Here is a 22,088-nt window from a genome sequence, read left to right on the forward strand (position 1 = left end):
TTACGGCTCGCCACAGAAAAACCTCTTTGTTACGGTCTTAAGAGGCTTCCCAGAGTTATCTAAAGCTTTGATTTCTACGATATGCTCGCCATAATCAAGCTTTGAAGTATCGATTTCAAAGGTAAAAGGCGGGACACTGCTTATTGCTTTACATTGACCATCGACCCACAAAGCAACAAATTGGAGCTCTGGAAGCCCTGAGGCATCGAGAGATAATGTAAATTTTCCCGTTAACGTTGGCACATTTCTTTCCGTCATCTTTTTATATGCAAGGAGAGATTGGCGAAGCTGCTGTCTAATCCACTCTTTGTCGTAGCGCGGTAGCCTTATTCTAATGTGTGTGACTGGAAGGCCCAAACCGGGAAGATTGTCTAAAGCATGGTCTTGCTTTCCGATTAGCGGTGGCAGAGAGCGCCATATTCCATCACCACATTGTATATCCACCGAAAATGAATTTTCTTTTGATTGGGGGTCATAGGCTAAACTTAAATAACCTGAGAAAAGCGGGGGTGTTCCTTCAAGCCATTGGCTGTCTTTCGAAACTGGTTCAACAACGCAAACTTGTGGTGAGTCGCCTGATTCTATTGCGTGCCTAGAAGGTTGAATCATAAAACCGCCTCGCGTTTCAAAGTCAGAACCATCTTTTTGCCCATTAGCAATAGGTGCTGTTGAGATTGTAATTACGCCAGTATGGTTGGTGTTGATTTGCCCTACGCCGGTGTATCCGGTAGCGTCGAAGCGCCCCACCCCATGAACTGGTCGCTTAACAATTGCTATTGTTTCTGTGCCGTCTTCATAGATGGCGTCAACTTTTCCGCCTGTTTTGTTTTCAAAAATAATCTCTTTTGCATAGCGTTTTGGAAGATGCACAAGGATTACAAGCACATCTCCAATGCAAGGCGAATATCCAGATGGCAGCGGAGCCAGGACACCTCTTTGCTCAAGAAAGACTTGATTGCCAACAAAAGGAGCGAGGTTTCGGAATATGGCAGTACCGGTTGGAATGTTGGTTACAATACCTGAGCTGCCGGCGATGTGGCCTCCAAAACCTCTTGGGGCTTGGGCAAATTCTCGAGGCAGAATGCTTATAATTAACGGCGTATCCCCTTGCTTTTCTGGAATGGAACCGACTCTAATGCGAATACCATGGACTGCAACCGCGGCAACTTTTCCCTCTTGTGCATATTTGCTCGCCGAATAACCGCGTGATACTTCGGTTGCAGGTCTAGTTACTCGGCCAACAATTGTATACGAAGTTCCTTTATCAAGGCTGACTTCGACAGCGCCATTAGCGCGATTGGCAATTCGGATTCTGTAAAGTTCTTGGCAGTCCTGTGCAAAGGCAAAGTTGTTATTAAGCAGTCCTCCGCATAAGGTGACAAGTAACGCTACCGCTGCATTATTAATCATTTGCATCATGTGGCGGAATCGCATCATCTATAAATACTTCTTCCAAAATTTGCCACCATCCGTAGTCTTCAATATACACTAAATCAAAGAGCATTATTCCTTGTGTATTGCAAAGGACCATATCAACTGCACTGCGGAACTTATCCGGTTTTTGCTTGTAGTCCAGCAGGTATAGACTGCCATACACATTGCTGGCACCGCTAATTGCCTTCATTGAAAGTTGACATGATGCCTCAACGCTTAGGTTTTCATTGCCTTTGGCTGAGCGTGCTTCTTCTCGTGTTACATCAGGGTAGTAGCAGCCTGTGCAAATGTAATCGAAGAGCTCTGCGAAACCTGTTTTATTGTAATCTGCCGTCATCCATTCATAGCCTGGATGGAAATTCTCACTTCCCCAATTGACCCCGACATCAAAATAGGTGTCATACCAGGAGCCAACATAGACTCCGATTTTAATTTTGGGATTAACGGAACGCACAAGGTGCACAGCATCTCTTGCGAAGTCTTTAATTTGCCAAGCCCGCCACTCAAGCCATTCTTTGTAATAGGGTCCGCGGATGATTCTTTCATCATCGCTTATTATGAATATGTCATCTGGCCAGCGGAGGTTTGAAATGCCAATCCATTTTTCAAAAGTTGTCTTGCTGAGGGAGCTAAAATCACCGTAAAGATTTGGATAGCGCATCCTATCGAATACTATGCCATTAATGTTGTAGCGATGGACGATTTCCCTGATAATTCTAAGTTCATATTCTCTTGCCGGACCGATAGGGTTAACAAACACACCGAATGTTTCATGCCTTGAGTCTTGCATGAGCGAGAACTTAGGAGGATTTCCGCCTTCATATGTTATTACTTGCCACTCGGGTTGAGAATATGCAGGACCTCGTTTCCATTTGCGGTGGCCTTCAGAAAAAACATTAATGCAGGCGTGTACTGGAATCCCTGCTGCGTGTCCTTCCTCAATCATTGTTTGCAGAAGGTCGAACGACTGAGGATAAAAATGTCCCTTGACCTCTTTGAGTCTTGGGGCAATTTCGCTAAGATAAAGTACTTCACCGCTGAGAGGTTTGACATCCACTATAATTGTGTTAATTCCCGCCCGGCTGGCTTTTCTTACTACTTCAGCGACGCCTTTTCTGGTTGATAGCTGTATGCTGTTTGCCTCGGCATCACACCACAGTAGCCTTGCTTGCTGTTTTAAGTTGCTCATTGTATCTTTTTGGCCTCCATAGTACAAAAACTTTAAACTAGCAAAGGGATTAGACTATTGACGCCTTTATTTCGGCTTTGCTGCCGATGCGGAAGCAGTTGTACCAGCAGGCCTAATTATCAAAGTGGCAGGGTATGCCGAACCTGAAAGAGGCATCGTTCGAATCGAGACTGTTCTAGTTTTTCCTGCTGGAATAGTAATCTTGTCGAGACAAATTTCTTGAGGAGGTTGGAGAGATTTTATGCGCACCGGCCGCCCATCTACAAAAAATACCCCGCTCGCAATACCGGCTGTCGCTTCGAAAGCGATTTCTACAGTGTGGGATGTCATCAAAGGATTTTCAAGCGAGGCTTTTATATCATAAATAACTCCGTAGTTTCCAAAAAGCCATCTATCCTTTTCGGAATTCTTCAGGGCGTCTTTGCCAATTCTAAAGAAAACCCATGGCTTTCCTGCTGAATAAGTTAGCTCCAATTTTTGCATAGGGTTTGGATATATGTGGTCGGAAATTTGAAATTTACCGAGATCTATTCCGTCTAAAGGTAATGGCATGTTAGGCTTATCCTCAATTTGGCGCTGATTTTCAGGTTTTGCAATAACACGAACGATAAGTGGATCACCAGATAGTTGCCTAAACTCGATAATTCCGCTGGCGGTATATGGATGATCGAGAGGTTGGCTTACAATCACGCGCCTTGATTCTTTTGGCAGTTCGATAATTCGGCCTACCATTGCACGGTGGTTTTCAAGGAATTCATTGCCTGCTTTATACCCAACAAGCACCGTATCTAACATGGGAGGCGAGACTCCCTCAATTAGGTGGAGGCTTGCTGAATTTGTTGAAGGATTCAATATGTCTACTACAAAACCAATGCGTCTGCCCATCATATTCTGGTGGTGGTATAACAGGCGAGTTGCTTCTTGGTTTTGGAGTATTTTGCCAGTATAAAGCACTTGGTACTTCCAAATTCGCTCTGGGTCATTGCTGTACATTATTGAGGATGCGTTTACATAGGACAAGGGTCTATTTTCGATGTGCACCTGTGTTGTACCTTTAATGGGGATGTGGTCGCCTCCTCTTGCTTCTATTTCAACAGGAATTTGAATTCTCTGTCCTGGCAAAGGACTTGAAGAGATTTTAGGCATGCTTAGCGAGCTGACAAACGCACCAGGTTCCAAAACTACTGCTGAACGAGCAGCCTCTTCCGCGGCACATTTTGCCAAAGAAATTGGAACACTTGAGCCGGTAACAATTGTTGTTGCACTGCTCATTATTTGGGCAGCATATTTCTTTACATGCGCCTTAATTATTACACTAAACTCGGCACATCTTAGGGTAATTTCAGTTTCGCCAAGTTGAAGCCCTTTAATCACTAATGAGCCTGGCTTTGAGGCATCTGCCGATACAATTGCGCCATTGGATACTTGAGCCGTAACAGGTTCGGGAAGAAGAGATTCCACGCTTACTGTGCGCGTTTCGCCTATCGGTATTAGAAGCTCAGTAGGTGATGCGCTTAGAGGCGGCAGACTCAATGCTTCGCGAATATTCCGCACCCAGGCGCTAGCAAGTTTGGCTGGCGTTGTACCTTGTGCTTTTGCTTCGCTAGGTGTGGCAATGGCAATCATAACATCCCCAGCCATAAGCCTGGCGGATTGCCCGGTTAACTTGTAGGAAAGAGCCATTGGGTTTAGTCCCTTTTGAACTAGTCCAGCAAGTCTTTCAGTGGCTAGCGAAGCTCTTTGGACTGGTGAAAGATTGCCGTTAGAGGTTCTCAGTCGAACGACAATTCGCTTATTAACTATTATGCAAGCTCCATTCGGCTCTGGCTGAAATGTTACACGTGGGGTGAAGCCAGCGAATACAGGTATACATGGAATATTTAAAGCCAGGACAAATATGGCAATCCAGGTGCGTTTAGCAAAAATCATTTACTCTGCTACCTCCCAAACATTTTGTCTAAATCATGATTGGAGAGACAAACTACAATAGGGCGCCCATGTGGGCATAGGTATGGATTACTTGTGTGTTTTAAATCGCTTATTAACCTAACCATTTCCTCATGCGAAAGTTTGTCCCCTGCCTTTATTGCCATTTTACACGCCGATGTTGTTATTAAGGCTTCTCGGCGCACTAGAAGACGGCGGGTAATTGTTAATTCGGTTAGCTCCTCAATCATGTCTTTTAATACTTGCTCATAATTTTTATCCACAATTATCGCGGGTATTGACCGCACAATGAATGAATCTTTTCCAAAAGATTCAATTTCGAAGCCAAGAGCGCGAAAATCATCAAGCTTGTGTTCTAATACAAGGGCCTCTCTATGGCCCAAGTTAAGTGTCAATGGGACAATTAGGCGCTGAGCATGGACCTTGCTATACATATTTGAAAGCTGGTCATAAAGGATGCGTTCGTGAGCTACGTGTTGGTCTATTAATAGTATTCCCGCTGAGGATTGTGCAACAATGTATAAGTTTCTTGCTTGAGCTAATACTTCAGCGCCTTCCAAGGGGTTTATTTGCGCTGCTGTTTCTTGCTCTTGTGTAACCCCTTCCTGCGTGATTTGCGGTACAAACAACTCTTCTTTTTGTTGCTCAAGCTTTGCCGTAAGAGATTTTCGGAACTCCTCTAGCTCATCTGTGGTTGATTGCGTAAGCTTCTTTTGATATGTCGGGGTGAATGTCGGTCTCCGAATATTTGAAGCTGATGGTAGAAGATCCTCTGCATTCGGAATAATATTGCTTGAAGAAAGCGCATCGCGAATGCATGAAATTACAATATTATGAACTTCCCATTCTCGAGCGAATTTGACTTCGATTTTTGTTGGATGAACGTTTACATCCACAAATTCAGGCGGGACGTCAATGAAGCAAATTAAAAGTGGAAATCGCCCTTGGGGAAGGATGCCTCGATATGCTTCGTCAAGTGCATGGATAAGATTTCGATTTCGCACAAAGCGCCGGTTAACGAAAAATAGCTGTCCAGACCGGTTTGCCTTTGAGTATGATGGCTTTGAAATAACCCCATAAACCTTGTAAGGTCCTGCTTGGCTGTTAATTTCAACCACTGCCTCTGCAGCGTCTCTTCCAAAGACCGTAAGGACTGCATCTGTTAGGAGATTCGAGCTTGGCGAGCGAAAAATAACTCGGTCATTATGCGAGAGAGTTATATCTACTTCACCGTGTGAAATGGCGAACCGATTTACAAGCTCGGTAATATGTCCCAGTTCCGTTTGTGCTGTTTTGAGAAATTTCTTGCGCGCTGGAAGATTGAAAAACAAGTCTTTGACAAGTACAGATGTACCGGGCGGAGCGCCAATATCGGTGACCTCCTCAATCTTGCCAGCAACGCACGTGATTTTCGTGCCTAAATCATCTTCTGGTTTTCTCGTAACGATTTTTGTGTGTGAGACTGAGGCAATGCTTGGGAGGGCTTCACCGCGGAATCCAAGTGTGCGAATGGAAAAAAGGTCATCGGCTGATTTGATTTTCGATGTTGCGTGCCTTCTAAGGCTTAGCACAGAGTCTTCTCGTGACATGCCGATACCATTGTCGGTTACTCGAATCAGTCGCTTGCCTCCGTCTATCAGGTCAATCCTAATCTCGGTAGCGCCAGCGTCCAAGGAGTTTTCTACAAGCTCCTTAACAACAGAGGCTGGTCGCTCTATTACCTCACCTGCTGCGATTTTATTTGCGGTGTTGTCGTCGAGAATGTTAATTATGCTACGCTGCGCTCTTGTTTCCATGCGATTTACTTCTTTAATCGTTGTTGCATTTCGTAAAGTTTTGTGAGTGCTTCAATGGGCGACATTGTGCTAATGTCAAGCTCCTTAATTTCTTGAATGACAGGGTGGTCTTCAACTTCGAAGAGTGTTAGCTGTAGTTTCTCTGTGCGAGCTGGAATCTTCAAGTTCTTGTCCAAAATTCCTTTGGTCGTGCCGTTGTTTTCCAGGCTCCAAAGTACCTCTTTTGCTTTCTCAATTACTGGCTGAGGAAGCCCGGCGAGGCGTGCTACTTGAATGCCATAGCTTCGATCTGTACCCCCAGGCATAATTTTTCTAAGCCACACAATCCTATCGCCCTCTTCCTTTACTGCTATCCGGTAATTTTTGATACCTGGATAAGCATTCGCGAGGTCATTCAGATGGTGGTAATGTGTGGCAAAAAGCGTCTTTGCGCCTATGCTTATTATGTATTCTGCAACCGCCCATGCTATCGAAAGCCCGTCAAAAGTGCTTGTCCCCCGCCCTATTTCATCGAGAATGATTAAGCTTCGGTCGGTTGCGTTGTTAAGTATATTGGCGGTTTCGGTCATCTCGACCATAAATGTACTTTGGCCCGAGTAAAGTTCGTCGTGTGCTCCGACCCTTGTAAATATTCGATCAACAATGCCGATGTGCGCAGATTCAGCAGGGACGAAGCTTCCCATTTGTGCCATCAATACAATTAAAGCTGTCTGCCGGAGATATGTGGACTTACCTGCCATATTAGGACCTGTTATTATTAAGAGTTGGTTTTCTTTGCAGTCCAGGTGGCAGTCGTTTGGTACAAAAAGCTCGTCCGTTTGCATCCGCTCAACTACGGGATGTCTTCCATTCTTAATGTGAATTTCTGTGCCATAGTCAACCTTTGGCTTGCAGTATTGGTTTTCAGCTGCAACTTCAGCTAATGAGCATAAGACGTCAATTTGGGCAATTGCTCGTGCAGTTTTGAAGAGATTTTCAGAATCCTTTGCAATTTGGTCCCTAATAGCGCAAAAGAGGTCGTACTCAAGTTGAACTGCTTTTTCTTCTGCCCCTAGCACCATCGCTTCATATTCTTTTAGCTCTGGGGTTATAAACCTCTCTGCGCCCACCATTGTTTGCTTTCGGATATAGTTTTCGGGCACGAGTTTGAGGTTTGCCTTGCTAACTTCGATGTAATAGCCGAATACCGAGTTGTATCCAACCTTGAGCGATTTAATCCCTGTCCGTTCGCGTTCCTTTGCTTCTAGTCCAGCAATCCATGCTTTTCCATCTTTGCTAGCAGCCCTCAAAGTGTCTAGTTCTTGACTAAACCCTGGTTTAATGATATTGCCGTCTCTCAGAGTAGCCGGCGGTTCTTCTACAATCGAAGATGATATTAAATCTGTGATATGTTCATGCGAACATAAGTTTATTCGCAGGTTGTTTAGAGTAGGGTTTTGAGAAGCCTCAAGAGCTTTCATTAGCTCTGGAAGAACTTGGAGTGAATTCCTAAGGGCAATTAAATCTCGTGCGTTGGCGGCTCCAGTAACAATACGTGACGTGAGGCGTTCGAGATCAAATACTTTCTGCAGCAGCTCTCGAACCTGAGTACGCATCATTAAGTTGCCATAAAATTCTTCCACTGCGTCGAGTCTTTTTTGAATTTCGTCTACAACCAACAATGGTTGGTCGAGCCATTTCTTTATGAGTCGCCCACCCATCGCGGTGACTGTGCGGTCTAAGATTTGCAAAAGGCTCTTGCTCCGGGTACCGTCGGACAATGAATGAGTTAGTTCAAGGTTACGTCGGGTGGCCGGGTCAAGGACCATATATTTCTCGGTTGAATAGGTTGAAAGCGAGCTGATATGATTTAGTGATGCAGGCTGGGTACTCTCAAGATATTTCACGACCATTGCCGCAGCGTCAAGACCAGCTGTATAATCCTCGCACCCAAAGCCACGAAGCGACGTTGTGCCAAGTTGTTTAAGGAGTATATCCCTGGGGGACATAAACCCGTCGAGATTGAACTCGGTTAATCTTGCACGACAGACTGCCTCTATTTTATTACTAAAATCTTTTGCCTCCTCGGGAATGAGTATTTCTGCTGGTGAGAGCCGATTTACTTCATCGAGAGTTCTGGGTTCGGCGTTCGGGCCACTAAGCTCGGTTATAAGGAATTCACCAGTGGAGATATCGCTAACCGCTAATCCAAAGACTCCATTCCGAAATGCGACTGAAACTAGGTAGTTGTTGCTTTTTGACTCTAGCATAGAATCTTCGATGACGGTGCCAGGGGTAACAACGCGGGTAACTTCACGTTTGACAAGACCCTTTGCGAGTTTCGGATCTTCGACTTGGTCGCAAATAGCAACCCGATAATCTTTGCTTATAAGTCGGGCGATGTAGCGTTCAACAGAGTGGTATGGTACGCCGCACATGGGGATTCGCCCAGCTTTTCCTGCGTCGCGTGATGTGAGCGTTATCTCTAGCTCTTTAGCGGCAATTTCGGCATCCTGGCCAAACATTTCGTAAAAGTCACCAAGCCGGAACATAAGGATTACATCGGGATATTCCTTCTTGATTGCCATATATTGCTTGAGCATGGGAGTCAATTTGGAGTTCATTTGAGTTTCCCGAGCAAGGTATTTTGAATCTATCTTGCGTCTACAATTTCTCCGGTAAATCCCCATGGGTGGGCTTTGATAGCCCGTATTGAGACCAGTCTGCCCGAAAGTTCAGGATTACCAGGAAAAACAACGGCTTTGTTTGTTCTTGTGTATCCTGTTAATTTTGATTCATCCTTCCAGCTGGGACCTTCGACGAGAACTTCGAATTCTTGCCCAACTTCCTTTTCGTTTCGTTCCAAGGTAATTTGATTTTGGAGGTTGATTAGTTCGAGCAATCGCCTTTGCTTAGTTTTGTTGTCTATTTGGTTTGGCAGTTCAGCGGCTTTTGTGCCAGGTCTGGGGTTGAATGCAAACATGAATGCGCCATCAAATTGGATTCTTCTAACGGCATTTAGCGTATTTTGGAATTGTTCCTCGGTTTCCCCAGGGAAGCCGACCATTATGTCGGTTGTTATTGCAATTCCAGGAATTGCATTTCGAAGCTTTTCTACCAGGCTTATGTAGTGTTCTACTGTATAATGCCGATTCATTGCATGTAAAATCCTATTATCGCCAGCTTGAATCGGTAAGTGCAGATGCTCGCAAACTTTGGGAAGTCGTGCCATAGCGTCTATCAATCGGTCGCTAAGGTCCTTCGGATGTGAAGTAGTAAATCGTATGCGCCAAAGGCCTTCTATTTCGTTCAGACGACCAAGAAGCGTAGGAAAATCACACAAGGAATCGGTGTCATTTTGCAGTTGATTTAGGTTGTCGGATTTTTGTTGAGTTTTGCCGTAGCTATTCACGTTTTGCCCAAGCAGAGTGACCTCGCGGCATCCATGCGAAGTAAGCTCTTGTACTTCGGCAACTATATCTTCAATTGGCCGACTGCGCTCCGGGCCTCGTGTAAATGGAACAACGCAGTAAGCACAGTAGTTGTTGCAGCCATACATAATGGGAACAAAGTGCTTGAGGCCAATATCGCCAATCACACGCTTGGGTTTGGCGAAAGCGATGTTGCCGTTTCTCTTGGGTAAATCGAGAGCAAACACAGGCCGTTCCCCTGCGCGGACCTTGCTGATAAGTTGAGGCAGTTCAAAGATTTGGTCGGTTCCTATGATTATATCCACGAAAGGAGCGCGTTTTACAATTTCATTTCCGGCACGCTGAGCCATGCAGCCGCAGACGCCGATGATAAGGTTATTTTTGATTTTCTTCAGCGACTTGAGCTCACCCAGCTTGCTCATAACCTTACGCTCGGGCTTCTCGCGAACGGAACATGTATTCAATAATATAATATCCGCTTCCTCGGCAAGCATGGCTTGGCGATATCCCATCTGTCGCAGAAGATTCGCCATCTGCTGCGAGTCGTCTTCATTCATTTGGCAACCCCAGGTTATGATCATAAAAGCTTGTTGCATATGTTTACAGCCAGAACTTTTCTTGTTTGAGAATTGTGATTATATTATGAAATTGTAGCTTAAAATTACCCAAAACATCAAGAGAAAATCCCTAACACATTTATTGCTTGACTTGCTAGCAATGCTTTACTTGAATTTATCTGTCAAGATTCCTTTGGGGTTGACAAAACTTTCCAAGTAAGTTAGACTTAGTGCGAAGAATTAGGCTGCAGCAACGCAAGACAATCCTTGTCCCGCGCGTTCCGATGATTTTTCGTGAGGGGCAGACGAGCAAATAATTTCTAAGCAAGGAATGCTTAGATATTCTTTATGGCGGATGCCAAGCGTTTTCTCCGCCATAATTCTCTTTATTTAGAGAAATTGACGAGGGCGTCATGTTGCGCGTGTACTCACGAGCATCGGCGCCCTTATTGTATATTTTTAAGGAGAATATGAACGAGTCTAGAAAAAATTGCGATATCAGGGTTTTTTACTGCCGAAATCTTGCCGAGGATTTTGGCATATTGCCTATGCTGTTGCCCATGGAGCGCCAAAACAATGTCGCTTTGGAACCTGTCCCTTGTAGCGGGAAGATTGATCCTCGTTATCTATTAAAGGCATTTGAAGCCGGTTCGCGCTTTGTTTGCATCTTAAGTTGTCCCAAAGGTGAGTGCAAGCTAATTGAGGGAAATCTGCGCGCCGCCCGAAGAGTTCAAGCTGTAAAGGAACTTCTCGCAGAAGCAGGTTTCAATCCTGAATCGCTTAGGTTAATCATTCCTGAAAGCAAAGATGCCAAACATATTGAAGCGGCAGTTGAGTTAATTCTAGGTTGTTTAAATAAAAAATAGCTTTATGATTAACGCCATTTAAGATGCAGGTTTCCCAAAGAAAGGTGAAGGTATGTCAGAAGGCAATCTAAACAAGGCAATTAAAAGTGGCCAGTTCGTGATTATAGCGGAATGCCTCCCACCGCGAGGAGCCGATGCCGCGAAGATTAAAGCGTGTGCTCAAGTTCTAGGTGGGATGGTACATGCTGTAGGAGCGGTTGAAAGTGAAGATGGTGTTCGGTTATGCAGTCTTGCCGCGTGCAATCACTTAGCATGTGCTGGGGCTGAACCTATTCTTCATTTACTTACGCGAGATTTAAATCGAATAGCATTGCAAGCTACCATCCTTGGGGCTGTTTCATTGGGCATAACGAATATCTTCTGCACCACAGGTAGACACCAGGTACTCACCGCAGAATCATGCGCAAAGGGCGTTAATGACGTTGACCCAATCCAACTTCTCAGGATTGCCGATGGAATGCGCAAAGATGGTTTGCTTGCTAATGGACAAGAGCTAGACGGGAAAATAGAGTTTATACTTGGCACAGATACAAATCCCTTTGCTGAACCAATGGAGCTTCAGGTGATTGCTCTTGAGCAGGCTATTCGATCAGGAGCAGATTTTATAATCACCCAGCCGGTTTACAACCTCGAAGCCTTCAATCAATGGGTGAAAGCAATTAGCCAGCGAAATATTCCTTCTCAAACATACATAATCGCGGCCGTAAAGCCTCTAACTTCTAAGGATGAGGCATTGGCCCTAAGAGAAAAGTATAGGCACTTGGATATACCCGACAGTGTATTATCGAAACTGGATGCAACTTCCGGCATAGATTTAGCAGTTGAAACTTTGATTGCTCTAAAAAATACCGAAGGAATCCGGGGCGTTTATTTGATGACCGGTGATAATTTTCAACTTGCCGCAGACATTTTGAAGGCGAGCGGACTTTCGAGGGGCTAGGAAGTAATGCCAGCGAAATATCACATACATACTCAACCAATGCCGCCAAAGCACAAACCAATAGGCAAGTATGGCATTGTTGATTGGCGAGAAGATTGCTCGGCATGCCACAACTGCGTCAAGCGGGAATGCGCATATGATGTGTACGACAAGGAACGCGACCGACTGGTAAATGCCCTTCAATATGTAGATTATTTATACGAATGCAAAGGGTGTCTCTGTTGCGTTCAAAGTTGCACGAAAGGCCTTTTAACTTGGGAGACAAATCCTGAATATCTTAAACTCGGTGACGAGGTATGGACGCCTGATATAATTTCTAGTACGTGGTTCCAAGCCGAAACCGGTCGCATTCCAGTTTCTGGTGCCGGATATCCTGGACCGTTCTGTGGGCCTGGGTTTGACTCGATACTTACCGATATGTCAGAAATTGTCCGCCCTACCCGCGATGGCATTCATGGGCGAGAGTATATTAATACTCAGGTGGATATTGGCAGAAAACCGACGGCATTAGCATTTAATCCCGAAGGAAAACTTGCATTAAAGAGTCCGCCTATTGTAGATATACCAATCCCAGCAATTTTTGGTCTTATGCCTTGGCACAAAACGAGCCCACAACTTCTAACAGCTATTCTCGATGCGGCAAAAAAGCTAGGCACTTATGCTTTCGTTGATGATTCGTCTTTATTTGCGCATGATGTTGCAATTCCTTACGTTTCTGGTGAGTTTGTGCCACTTGAAGCAAGGCTCGCGGTTTGGCCTGATTCGCCCGACGTCGTGAGAAGAATTGAGAAAGCTAAGTCTACAAATCCTGAGATGATTGCTATAGTGTCGCTCTGCCTTAACCAAAATGCGGTATCTCGATCACTTGAGCTAGCGAAGGCTGGTATTGATGTTATTCATCTTTTGGCAGACTGGCATGGCATGACAGTTAATTCGGATAAACCCAAGCACATAACCCATGCAGTGCGTGAAGTTCACTTGGCGTTTGTTGAACAAGGAAACAGGGATGAAATAACGCTTATCGCAGGCGGTGGAATTGCATTAGCGGAGCATATGGCTAAGACAATAATTTGTGGCGCAGATCTCGTGAGCGTAGATGTGCCGCTCATGGTCGCGTTGGAATGCCGAATTTGTAAGAATTGCCAGCAGGGGCTTCCCTGCCCCATCGAAATAGAAGACGTCGAGCATGATTATGCAGTTCAGCGCATCGTCAACCTGATGGGTGCGTGGCACAATCAGCTTCTGGAGATGATGGGCGCAATGGGTATTCGCGAGGTCAGACGGCTTCGCGGTGAGGTTGGCAGAGCAATGTTCTTCGACGACCTAGAGCGCGAGTGCTTCGAACCCATTTTTGGCAAACGGAAGGAACTTTAAGCGGGAAGTAATCGGGGGTATTTTCGTGGCTATAGTTGTGAATAAAAACGCTATTCAAGCTAGCGACGCCGACGATTTGGGGATTAAGATGCCTCCAAGTCGTGAAGTTAAGCCTGCGCCGGACCGCTTCAGGAATACGATTGGCAAGTATCGTGTGTGGCGAAGCGAGGCATGTATCAAATGCGGCAAGTGTATCGAAGTTTGCCCAAGGGGTGTTCATGTAAAACCTGCGGGCTATGCTGATTTCATCAAACCCTTGGATTATAAATGCACAGCAGAAATATGCAAATCAAAGGGTAGCTATTGTGTAGACATTTGCCCAAAACGTGCCTTGCGCATCGAACTAAGCCCCATGTATAAGGCGCTAGGTGATTATCGTTGGACGGCTGATTTGATTCTAAGCACGTGGTATATGGCGGAAACCGGCCGAACACCAGATGGCGAACTTAACTATGAATGTGGAAATTCGGGCGGCGGCTTCGATAAGATTAGATTTAAGTTCCCTAAAAATGAGCAAAGAATAGACACAGCAGAAATCTCAACCGCTATTCCTTTAAACCGTCGGAATGATGGGCGGCCTTCAATCGTAATTGATATCCCTGTCTATGGCGGTGGTATGTCATTTGGCTCCGTTAGTCCCCATGTGATGGTGGCTAAGGCTCGAGCAGCAATGGCGTGGAATACGTTTAGCTGTACGGGCGAAGGCGGCTATCCGGATAGAATCATTCCGTACCGAGATCACATGATTACTCAGGTGGCGACTGGTTTGTTTGGCGTTCGTGAGGAAACAATTCGATGGGCGCCCATTGTTGAGTTCAAGTATGCCCAGGGCGCGAAGCCTGGGCTTGGTGGGCACCTTTTGGGCGATAAGAATACCCCTGCAGTAGCCGCGATGCGGGAGGCGGTTCCTGGAACTTCTCTCTTCTCGCCGTTTCCTTTCCACAGTGTTTATTCGGTGGAAGACCATAAGAAGCATGTTGATTGGATTAAGCACGTCAATCCACGGGCGCTCGTATCAGTGAAGGTCTCAACGCCAGTTGATGTTGATATGGTGGCCGTTGGATCATACCATGCTGGAGCGCATATCATCCACCTTGATGGAAGCTACGGCGGAACAGGGGCGGCGCCGGATATTGCAAAGAAAAACATTGCGATGCCGATTGAGTACGCAATCCCCAAAGTTCATCGTTTTCTCGTGGAAGAGGGTATTCGCGACGAAGTTACATTAATTGCAAGTGGTGGGATTAGGACGGCTTATGATATGGCAAAAGCAATAGCCCTTGGAGCTGACGGCGTTGTTATAGGCACGTCTGAAATGGTGGCAATGGGTTGCATTCGTTGTGGGAAATGCGAGAGCGGCAAAGGATGTGCCCGCGGAATTGCCACTACAGACCCCGAGATGGTTTCAAAAATGACAATTGATTGGGCAACGCAGCGTATTGTAAACATGCTTAACGCTTGGCGTGAGCAGTTAGTTGACGTTCTCAGCCGCTTTGGTATGCGAGATGTTAAAGAACTTCGAGGTCGATGGGACCTGCTAAGGCACGAAGATTACATAACAGGCGATGAGTAACTGAAAGTTTGGACGTTTATTTTGGATGATTGATAAAAATGAGTAACCTTGCGCAAAAGATAATCGAAAGCCGAAGTTGGATGATGAAAGATTGGAAGCCTGGTACGTTGGTGCGAGCCGAAGAAGAAGGCGGGTGCGGCGTTACCGGCTTTGCGTGTAGTATTCCAGTTAGCGGCAGGCATATCTATGCTCCTTCAGTCCAAATGCATAACCGCGGAAATGGCAAGGGCGGCGGTATTGCGGCTGTGGGGCTTGATTCGAATCAAATGGGAGTGCCACCGGAGATTCTGAAGAACGATTATTGTCTCCACATTGCTCTCCTCGAGCCGTCAGCCCTCGCAAATGTGGAGGCTGACTTTATCACCAGCGTATTCGACGTTCACCATGCCGAGACTCTCGACCATATTGACGACTATCGCGATATCGAGGGGTTGGAAATCCGCCCGCCGGAAGTGAGAAGATATTTCGTACGTCCCAAAAAAGACGTTCTCAAGAAATTCGCGGATGCCCGTGGGCTTGCTGGTGTACCTGAGCGAGAGTTGGAGGATGAATTCGTTTACCAAAACACTTTCCAGCTGAACTCAAAGTATTATGCATCCCTAGGAGATAAGCAAGCTTTCGTGCTTTCACATGGGCGCGATATGCTCATTCTTAAGATTGTTGGATATGCCGAGCAAATCGTAGAGTACTATAAGCTTCATGATTTGCGTGCGCATGTTTGGATTGCTCACCAACGTTATCCAACTAGAGGTCGCGTGTGGCACCCAGGCGGGGCACACCCGTTCTGCGGAATGCACGAGGCGCTTGTGCACAATGGCGATTTTGCAAATTATTACTCGGTTACCGAATACCTTGCCCAGCGAAATATACGGCCGCTGTTCCTGACCGACACCGAAGTTTCCATTCAAGTCTTCGACCTCTGGAGTAGGGTTTACAAGTATCCTCTGGAATACGTAATAGAAGGACTCGCGCCAACTGTGGAGCGGGACTTCGACATGCTTCCAAAGGAGAAACAAGAAGTCTATCGTGCCATCCAAGCAAGCCACATTCACGGCTCACCAGACGGTCCGTGGTTTTTCATAATTGCACGGAATGACGTTCAAAACGACGCATATCAGCTTCTTGGCATCACCGACACTGCAATGCTGCGGCCTCAGGTATTCGCACTGCAGGATGGTGAGGTGCAAATCGGCTTAATATGCTCAGAAAAGCAAGCAATTGACGCTACTCTTCGTAGCCTAGCATCGGAGGACAGCCGTTTTTGCTCCTTTGCTGACGATTATTGGAATGCACGCGGTGGAAGCTATACCGACGGCGGTGCGTTCATTTTCACGGTTAAAAGAAATGGTAACGGCGGCTCTTCCTTGACATGCACGGACAAGTTCGGCAGGCCGAGGACTGTTAAGCCGGGTATTAGGCCAAATTGCAAGTTGCACGTTTCGAATTGCAAGCCCGCTAAAGAATTGCCGGAGTTGTTGGCAGAAAAATCAGGAACAGCGCTTTACAAAGCAGGAATGGCCGCTGCTCCAGAAGTTGGCCTGGAGACCCTTAAGGGTATATGCTTTGGAATTTCATCTAGGACGCTCACGGATGACGAGCGCGAAGCGGCGATAAACGGCATCACCCTTCTTATTGATCGTCGCTACCCTACCGGCAACAACAAGCGCTCAACAATCCTCGAACTTTTGCATGAAACGCTAACGAGTGTGCTCGAGGGCGTTCCTTCGATAACAGAAAATGGAACTTCAAGGTATGCAAAGATAGGTTGGGAATCTCGCTTCGATTTGAGGGCGCCTGCTGGACCCGAAGAAGTTCTTGTCTTAAATGCCAAAGGTTTCCCACCAGAGGGCAACGAATGCGATGCCAGGCTGGTGGTGCAAGCATACGAGCTAGGTTGGAAGAGATTCATATGCCATGGTTATACTGGCCAAAGATTCCTAGGTTGCGGGCTTGGTCCCAACTCCCATGATGTGGTGATAGATGCATACGGGAGTACTGGCGACTATCTCGCCTCAGGACTCGACGGCGCCACTGTAATCGTCCATGGAAACGCCCAAGACCAAGTTGCTCAAATACTAAAAGAGGGGAAGCTGGTCATACATGGAGACGTTGGCCAGACGTTCATGTATGGTGCTAAGGGTGGAAAGGTTTTTGTAAAGGGAAATGCCGCAGGACGCCCTTTAATTAATGCGGTTGGCCGTCCAAAGGCTGTAATCAACGGGACATGCCTTGACTTTCTTGCAGAATCATTTATGGCGGGCGATCCACTCAAGGATGGCGGCTTTGTAATACTAAACGGAGTGCGGTTTGACGACGAAGGGCAAATTGTTGACCTCGATACCCCCTACCCCGGCTCGAATCTTTTCTCGCTGGCATCTGGCGGCGCTATTTATGTCCGAGACCCATATAGGCTTTTGGATGAAGAGCAGCTCAATGGCGGCGAGTTTCAAGACCTCACGGCGGCAGATTGGAAGCTTATTTTGCCGTATCTCGAAGAGAACGAACGACTCTTCGATATCCCAATCACACGCCTGCTAACCGTTGATGGAGAGTTGCGAGAACCGGAAGAGGTCTATCGGAAGGTTGCTCCTATGAAACAGAAGTCGGCTGGTAAATCAGCCAAAGAAGAGTTGTATGAGGACTTAGGTGAGTAGCAGAATCATAGAGAACAAGGTTGATATAGATTATTTGCAAAAGTTGGACCCAAGTGGGGAGTTTCGCCTAACAGCATGCCTTCAGTGCGCTCGATGTTCATCGGGATGTACCATGCGTGAAGAGACCGATTTCCTCCCGCATCAACTAAATCGCATGGCAATCTTGGGTCTTGAAAAAGAATTGATGGGCTCCAAGGCAATTTGGATGTGCGTTTCTTGCCAAACTTGTTTTTCTCGCTGCCCTATGCAAGTCAACACCCCAGCAATGATTGACAAACTTAGGGGAATGGCATTGGATGCACCTGGCGAACTCAAGCGAGTAAAGATATTCAATGACGTGATGCTATCGTCAATCAAGCGCTTTGGGCGAACCTACGATTTTATGCTCATGGCAATATATAAGTTGCGTTCGGGCGACCTGTTTACCGATTTGACGAAATTACCTGCAATGCTGAGAAAAGGAAAGTTTAATCTATTTCCTCCACGTACTGCAGGGCGAAAGTCAGTAAGAGGAATATTTAACCGAGTTTTTGGAAGGAGGGAGCAGAGGTGAAATATTCCTTCTTTCCCGGATGCTCTCTGGAGTCAACAGCCCGCGATTTTGGCATGTCCGTGCATGCTGTGGCAAAAGCCCTCGCAATCGAGTTGGAGGAAATTCCTGATTGGACTTGCTGTGGCTCCACTCCAGCACATGCCACCGATGCTGTTCTTGCGGCGGCACTGCCGGCTCGAAACCTATTAGCGGCGGAGAAAGCAGGTCGTGATGTGGTTGTGTGCTGTGCTTCGTGCTATGGACGTCTGGCTTCGGCTAATTATGAGCTTGCAAAGGATGAGAAACTGCGTTCGGAAGTCGCTTCGATTATTGGCCAGGAATACTCCGGCGGGCTCAAGGTGCGCCATCTGTTGGAGGTTTTGATAAAAGATGTTGGCACTAGTGAAATACGCGACTTGGTTGTCCGACCTTTAAAGGGCCTTAAGGTAGCTTGCTATTACGGATGCCTTCTTACTCGCCCGCCAGAGTTGAGCATTGCCGACGAACCTGAAGACCCTCGTTTGATGGAGGAGCTTCTAGAGGCAGTGGGCGCCGAAACCATCGAATGGCCATATAAAACCGAATGCTGTGGAGCAAGCTTCTCAATTACAAGGGTGGAGACAGTCAAACGTTTGTGTAGTGAAATTCTCAAAATGGCTGATGAAAGCGGCGCAAATTGCATTGCGGTTGCTTGTCCCCTTTGCCAAACAAATCTCGACCTTCGACAGCTGGATATTGAGGAAAAGTTCAACCTCCCAGTTTTTTACTTTACCCAGCTGCTTGGGTTGGCGTTGGGGCTTTCAAATGAGAAATTGGGCATTGGTAAGTTAATGACTGATCCAACGAAAGTTTTGCAGTTTTGCTGACGGAAAGACTTTATTTGTTTAGTTGTTACTGGGTACAGCGATGAGTAAAGATAGAAATGACGAAATGATAGGGGCAGTTATGGTATGCGGCGCAGGAATCGCCGGGATTCAAGCCGCGCTTGACCTTGCCAATTCGGGGTTCAAAGTATATTTAATTGAGAATTCGCCCTCGATTGGCGGCAAAATGGCACAGCTTGACAAAACGTTCCCTACGGGAGACTGCGCAACCTGTATACTATCGCCGAAACTGGTTGAGTGCATGCGCAACTTAAATATTGAGATAATAACTCAGGCTCAAGTCGAAGAATTGCAAGGTGAGCCTGGAAGGTTCCGCGCAAAGATACGGCAGAAGGCGAGGTATGTGGATGTAAGCAAGTGCAACGCCTGCGGCGATTGCGAGAAAGTATGTCCTGTTAGGGTACCGGATGATTTTAACTGCGGACTTTCAACTACAACCGCCATTCATAAGGTTTCCCCACAGGCTGTTCCAAATGCCTACGTAATTGAGAAACGTCGAAGGGCGCCGTGCGTTTCAGCTTGTCCCATCGGGCAAAATGCTCAAGCATATGTCGCACTTATTGCACAGGGCAAGTTTGCAGAGGCAGCCGAAATCATAAGAAAAGATAATCCTCTTCCATTAATATGTGGTTATGTTTGCCACCGCCCATGCGAGAGTGCTTGCCAGCAAGGCCGCTATGGCGAGTCGTTGTCAATTCGTGATTTGAAACGCTTTGCTTTGGAGCAAAGCCCTGCCAAAGGAAATGGCAACGCAAAGCAACTAGGCGAATTCAAGGCGGAAGCTGATGACAAGATAGCCATCATTGGTTCGGGCCCGGCAGGATTGGCGGCGGCGGATTGGCTGGTTCGGAAAGGCTACAAGGTTACTATATTCGAAGCGCTTCCCGTGCCTGGTGGCATGATGCGTGTAGGCATACCCGATTTCCGACTTCCAAGGAACGTCCTTGAGGCTGAAATAAACCAGATTCTCGATCTTGGTGTTGAACTCAAGTGCAACGTTGAAATAGGACGAGACATCTCGATTAATGATTTGTTTAGCAACGGCTATAAGTGCGTATTTGTGGCAGTTGGAGCTCAAAAGAGCGCCGGACTAGGTATTGATGGTGAAAATCTCATAGGTGTGCGCCCGGGAATTGAGTTTATTCGGAAAGTAAACCTTGGTGAGCCCGTGCAAATCGGCGAGCGCGTCATGGTTATAGGTGCTGGAAACGCCGCTATGGATATTGCACGCACCGCAATTCGCCTTGGCGCAAAAGAAGTTACAATTCTCTACCGCAGGACGAAAAAGGAGATGCCTGCTGACCCTGTTGAGGTTGATGAGGCAATCTCAGAAGGCGTCAAGTTCATTTTCCTTACAAATCCAAAGCGATTCATTGGCAAAGATGGCAAGCTAATAGGCATCGAATGTCTTAAGATGAAGCTTTCTGAGGAGAAGGACGCCTCCGGCCGAAGGAGACCCGAGCCGATAGAAGGCTCTGAGCATATTATCGAATGTGATGAAGCGATTCTTGCCACCGGACAGGTTCCCGACCTAGGATTTTGCGAGGGCTTGGCTCTTCAAACGAACAAATGGGGGCTGCTGAGTGTTGACCCGATAACATTGGCTACCAATGTCCCTGGCGTATTTGCAGGTGGTGATGTTGTTGCCGGCGCTGGAACTCTAAGTGAGGCGGTTGCGGCTGGACAACGCGCGGCCGAATCAATCCATCGCTACATCCAAGGTAAAGACCTAGCGGATGGACGAGAGCCAGAAAGCCGCAGTTGGACCGAAGAAGAGTATCTCGAACTTGAGGAGCTCCACCGACGCCAGGGTCGAAAGCAAAAAAGTACTAGAATCAAGCCTGAGCATAACAAAACCTATACCCCAGAGCAGGCAATGGAGGAGGCTAAGCGATGTCTTGCCTGTGCTGTCTGCTGTGAATGCATGGAATGCGTGAAGGCTTGTCAGCCAAAAGCAATTGACCATGAAATGCAGGATACTGTCAGGGAGATAGACGTTGGCGCAGTAATTCTTGCGCCAGGTTATGAGGAGTTTGACGCACGATTGCGCGGGGAATTCGGTTTCGGCCGCTATCCAAATGTTGTTAACAATATTCAGTTTGAGCGAATACTATCTGCCAGCGGCCCATTCAGAGGCCACATAATCAGGCCATATGATGGTCACGAGGTAAGAAAGCTTGCATTCATCCAGTGCGTTGGCTCAAGGGATGTGGTGAAGGGTAATCCCTACTGTTCCTCGGTCTGCTGTATGGCATCAATCAAAGAGGCAGTGGGCGCAAAGGCTCATAATCCAGGCATTGAAGTTGCAATCTTCTATACCGACATGCGAGCTTTCGGCAAAGATTTTGATCGCTACTACGAACGAGCCAAAGCCCAAGGCGTGCGTTTTATTCGCAGTCAAGTTTCAAGATTGGTTGATATACCCCAGACACACGACTTGCGGCTAACTTATATTGAAAATGGAAAGCCGGTAGATGAGATATTCGACATGGTGGTTCTTTCTACGGGCATCCGCCCAAGCCAGGCTGCGCTGGAATTGGCAAAATCTGCCGGCGTTGAACTTAGCGAATGTGGATTCTGTGCCACTGAGGACTATGCCCCTATTCTAACCTCTAGGCAGGGGGTTCTGGTGGCTGGAGCTTTTCAAGAACCAAAGGATATTCCAGAGACTGTAGTCCAAGGCAGTGCGGCGGCAGCAGCGGCAATGGAAATACTAGCGCCTTCCCGAGGCTCAATGATTGTTGAAAAGAAGTACCCGAGGGAGCGCGATGTAAGCGATGAACCTCCGAGGATTGGGGTTTTTGTCTGCAATTGCGGCATCAATATCGCCTCCGTTGTGGATGTAGAGAAAGTCGTTGAGGCTGCGAAAAATATGCCATGCGTGGAATATGCCGAAGCTCAAATGTACGCCTGCGCTGATAATACTCAAGAG

At 46.8% G+C, this 22,088-nt stretch carries 14 protein-coding genes; 8 read left to right on the top strand and 6 right to left on the bottom strand.

Annotated features, from left to right (window positions below; translation table 11 throughout):
- The 6 genes from QHH26_10900 to miaB form a co-directional block, all read right to left on the bottom strand.
- Entirely contained in the window at nt 1-1,437 is a 1,437-nt protein-coding gene (locus tag QHH26_10900; protein MDH7482461.1) for a hypothetical protein, read from the bottom strand.
- Entirely contained in the window at nt 1,403-2,623 is a 1,221-nt protein-coding gene (locus QHH26_10905; protein MDH7482462.1) for an alpha amylase family protein, read from the bottom strand. Before QHH26_10905 ends, QHH26_10900 begins: the two co-directional genes overlap by 35 nt.
- A gap of 66 nt (nt 2,624-2,689) precedes the next feature.
- The gene (locus QHH26_10910; protein MDH7482463.1) at nt 2,690-4,552 is read right to left on the bottom strand and encodes a hypothetical protein; all 1,863 of its coding nucleotides are present in this window, start codon (nt 4,550-4,552) and stop codon (nt 2,690-2,692) included.
- 8 nt (nt 4,553-4,560) lie between these two features.
- Entirely contained in the window at nt 4,561-6,366 is a 1,806-nt protein-coding gene (gene mutL / locus QHH26_10915; GenBank protein ID MDH7482464.1) for a DNA mismatch repair endonuclease MutL, read from the bottom strand.
- Nucleotides 6,367-6,371: 5 nt separating this feature from the next.
- Nucleotides 6,372-8,969 carry a DNA mismatch repair protein MutS gene (mutS, locus tag QHH26_10920; GenBank protein MDH7482465.1) on the bottom strand — a complete coding sequence of 866 codons (2,598 nt, stop codon included), beginning with the start codon at nt 8,967-8,969 and terminating at the stop codon, nt 6,372-6,374.
- Nucleotides 8,970-8,998: 29 nt separating this feature from the next.
- Nucleotides 8,999-10,372, bottom strand: coding sequence for a tRNA (N6-isopentenyl adenosine(37)-C2)-methylthiotransferase MiaB (miaB, locus tag QHH26_10925; protein MDH7482466.1), 1,374 nt, complete (start codon nt 10,370-10,372; stop codon nt 8,999-9,001).
- Nucleotides 10,373-10,803: 431 nt separating this feature from the next.
- On the opposite strand from miaB, the gene QHH26_10930 reads away from it, so the two are divergent.
- The 8 genes from QHH26_10930 to QHH26_10965 all read left to right on the top strand — a co-directional run.
- Nucleotides 10,804-11,199 (top strand): hydrogenase iron-sulfur subunit, encoded by a 396-nt coding sequence (locus QHH26_10930; protein MDH7482467.1) that lies wholly within the window; start codon nt 10,804-10,806, stop codon nt 11,197-11,199.
- 52 nt (nt 11,200-11,251) lie between these two features.
- On the top strand, nt 11,252-12,139 hold the full coding sequence (locus QHH26_10935) for a methylenetetrahydrofolate reductase (GenBank protein ID MDH7482468.1): 888 nt from the start codon (nt 11,252-11,254) through the stop codon (nt 12,137-12,139).
- Nucleotides 12,140-12,145: 6 nt separating this feature from the next.
- Nucleotides 12,146-13,513 (top strand): glutamate synthase-related protein, encoded by a 1,368-nt coding sequence (locus QHH26_10940; protein ID MDH7482469.1) that lies wholly within the window; start codon nt 12,146-12,148, stop codon nt 13,511-13,513.
- A 25-nt stretch (nt 13,514-13,538) separates the two neighbouring features.
- Entirely contained in the window at nt 13,539-15,086 is a 1,548-nt protein-coding gene (locus QHH26_10945) for a glutamate synthase-related protein (protein ID MDH7482470.1), read from the top strand.
- A 38-nt stretch (nt 15,087-15,124) separates the two neighbouring features.
- A complete protein-coding gene (locus QHH26_10950; protein MDH7482471.1) occupies nt 15,125-17,740 on the top strand; it encodes a glutamate synthase in 2,616 nt (871 codons plus the stop codon).
- On the top strand, nt 17,733-18,293 hold the full coding sequence (locus QHH26_10955) for a 4Fe-4S dicluster domain-containing protein (GenBank protein MDH7482472.1): 561 nt from the start codon (nt 17,733-17,735) through the stop codon (nt 18,291-18,293). Before QHH26_10950 ends, QHH26_10955 begins: the two co-directional genes overlap by 8 nt.
- Complete coding sequence (locus QHH26_10960) at nt 18,290-19,138, top strand: CoB--CoM heterodisulfide reductase iron-sulfur subunit B family protein (GenBank protein MDH7482473.1); 849 nt, start codon at nt 18,290-18,292, stop codon at nt 19,136-19,138. The genes QHH26_10955 and QHH26_10960 overlap by 4 nt, the downstream gene beginning before the upstream one ends.
- A 40-nt stretch (nt 19,139-19,178) precedes the next feature.
- On the top strand, nt 19,179-22,088 hold a 2,910-nt coding region (locus QHH26_10965), incomplete at its 3' end, for an FAD-dependent oxidoreductase (GenBank protein ID MDH7482474.1).

The sequence above is a fragment of the Armatimonadota bacterium genome, assembly GCA_029907255.1.
Lineage (GTDB): Bacteria > Armatimonadota > UBA5829 > DTJY01 > DTJY01 > JAIMAU01.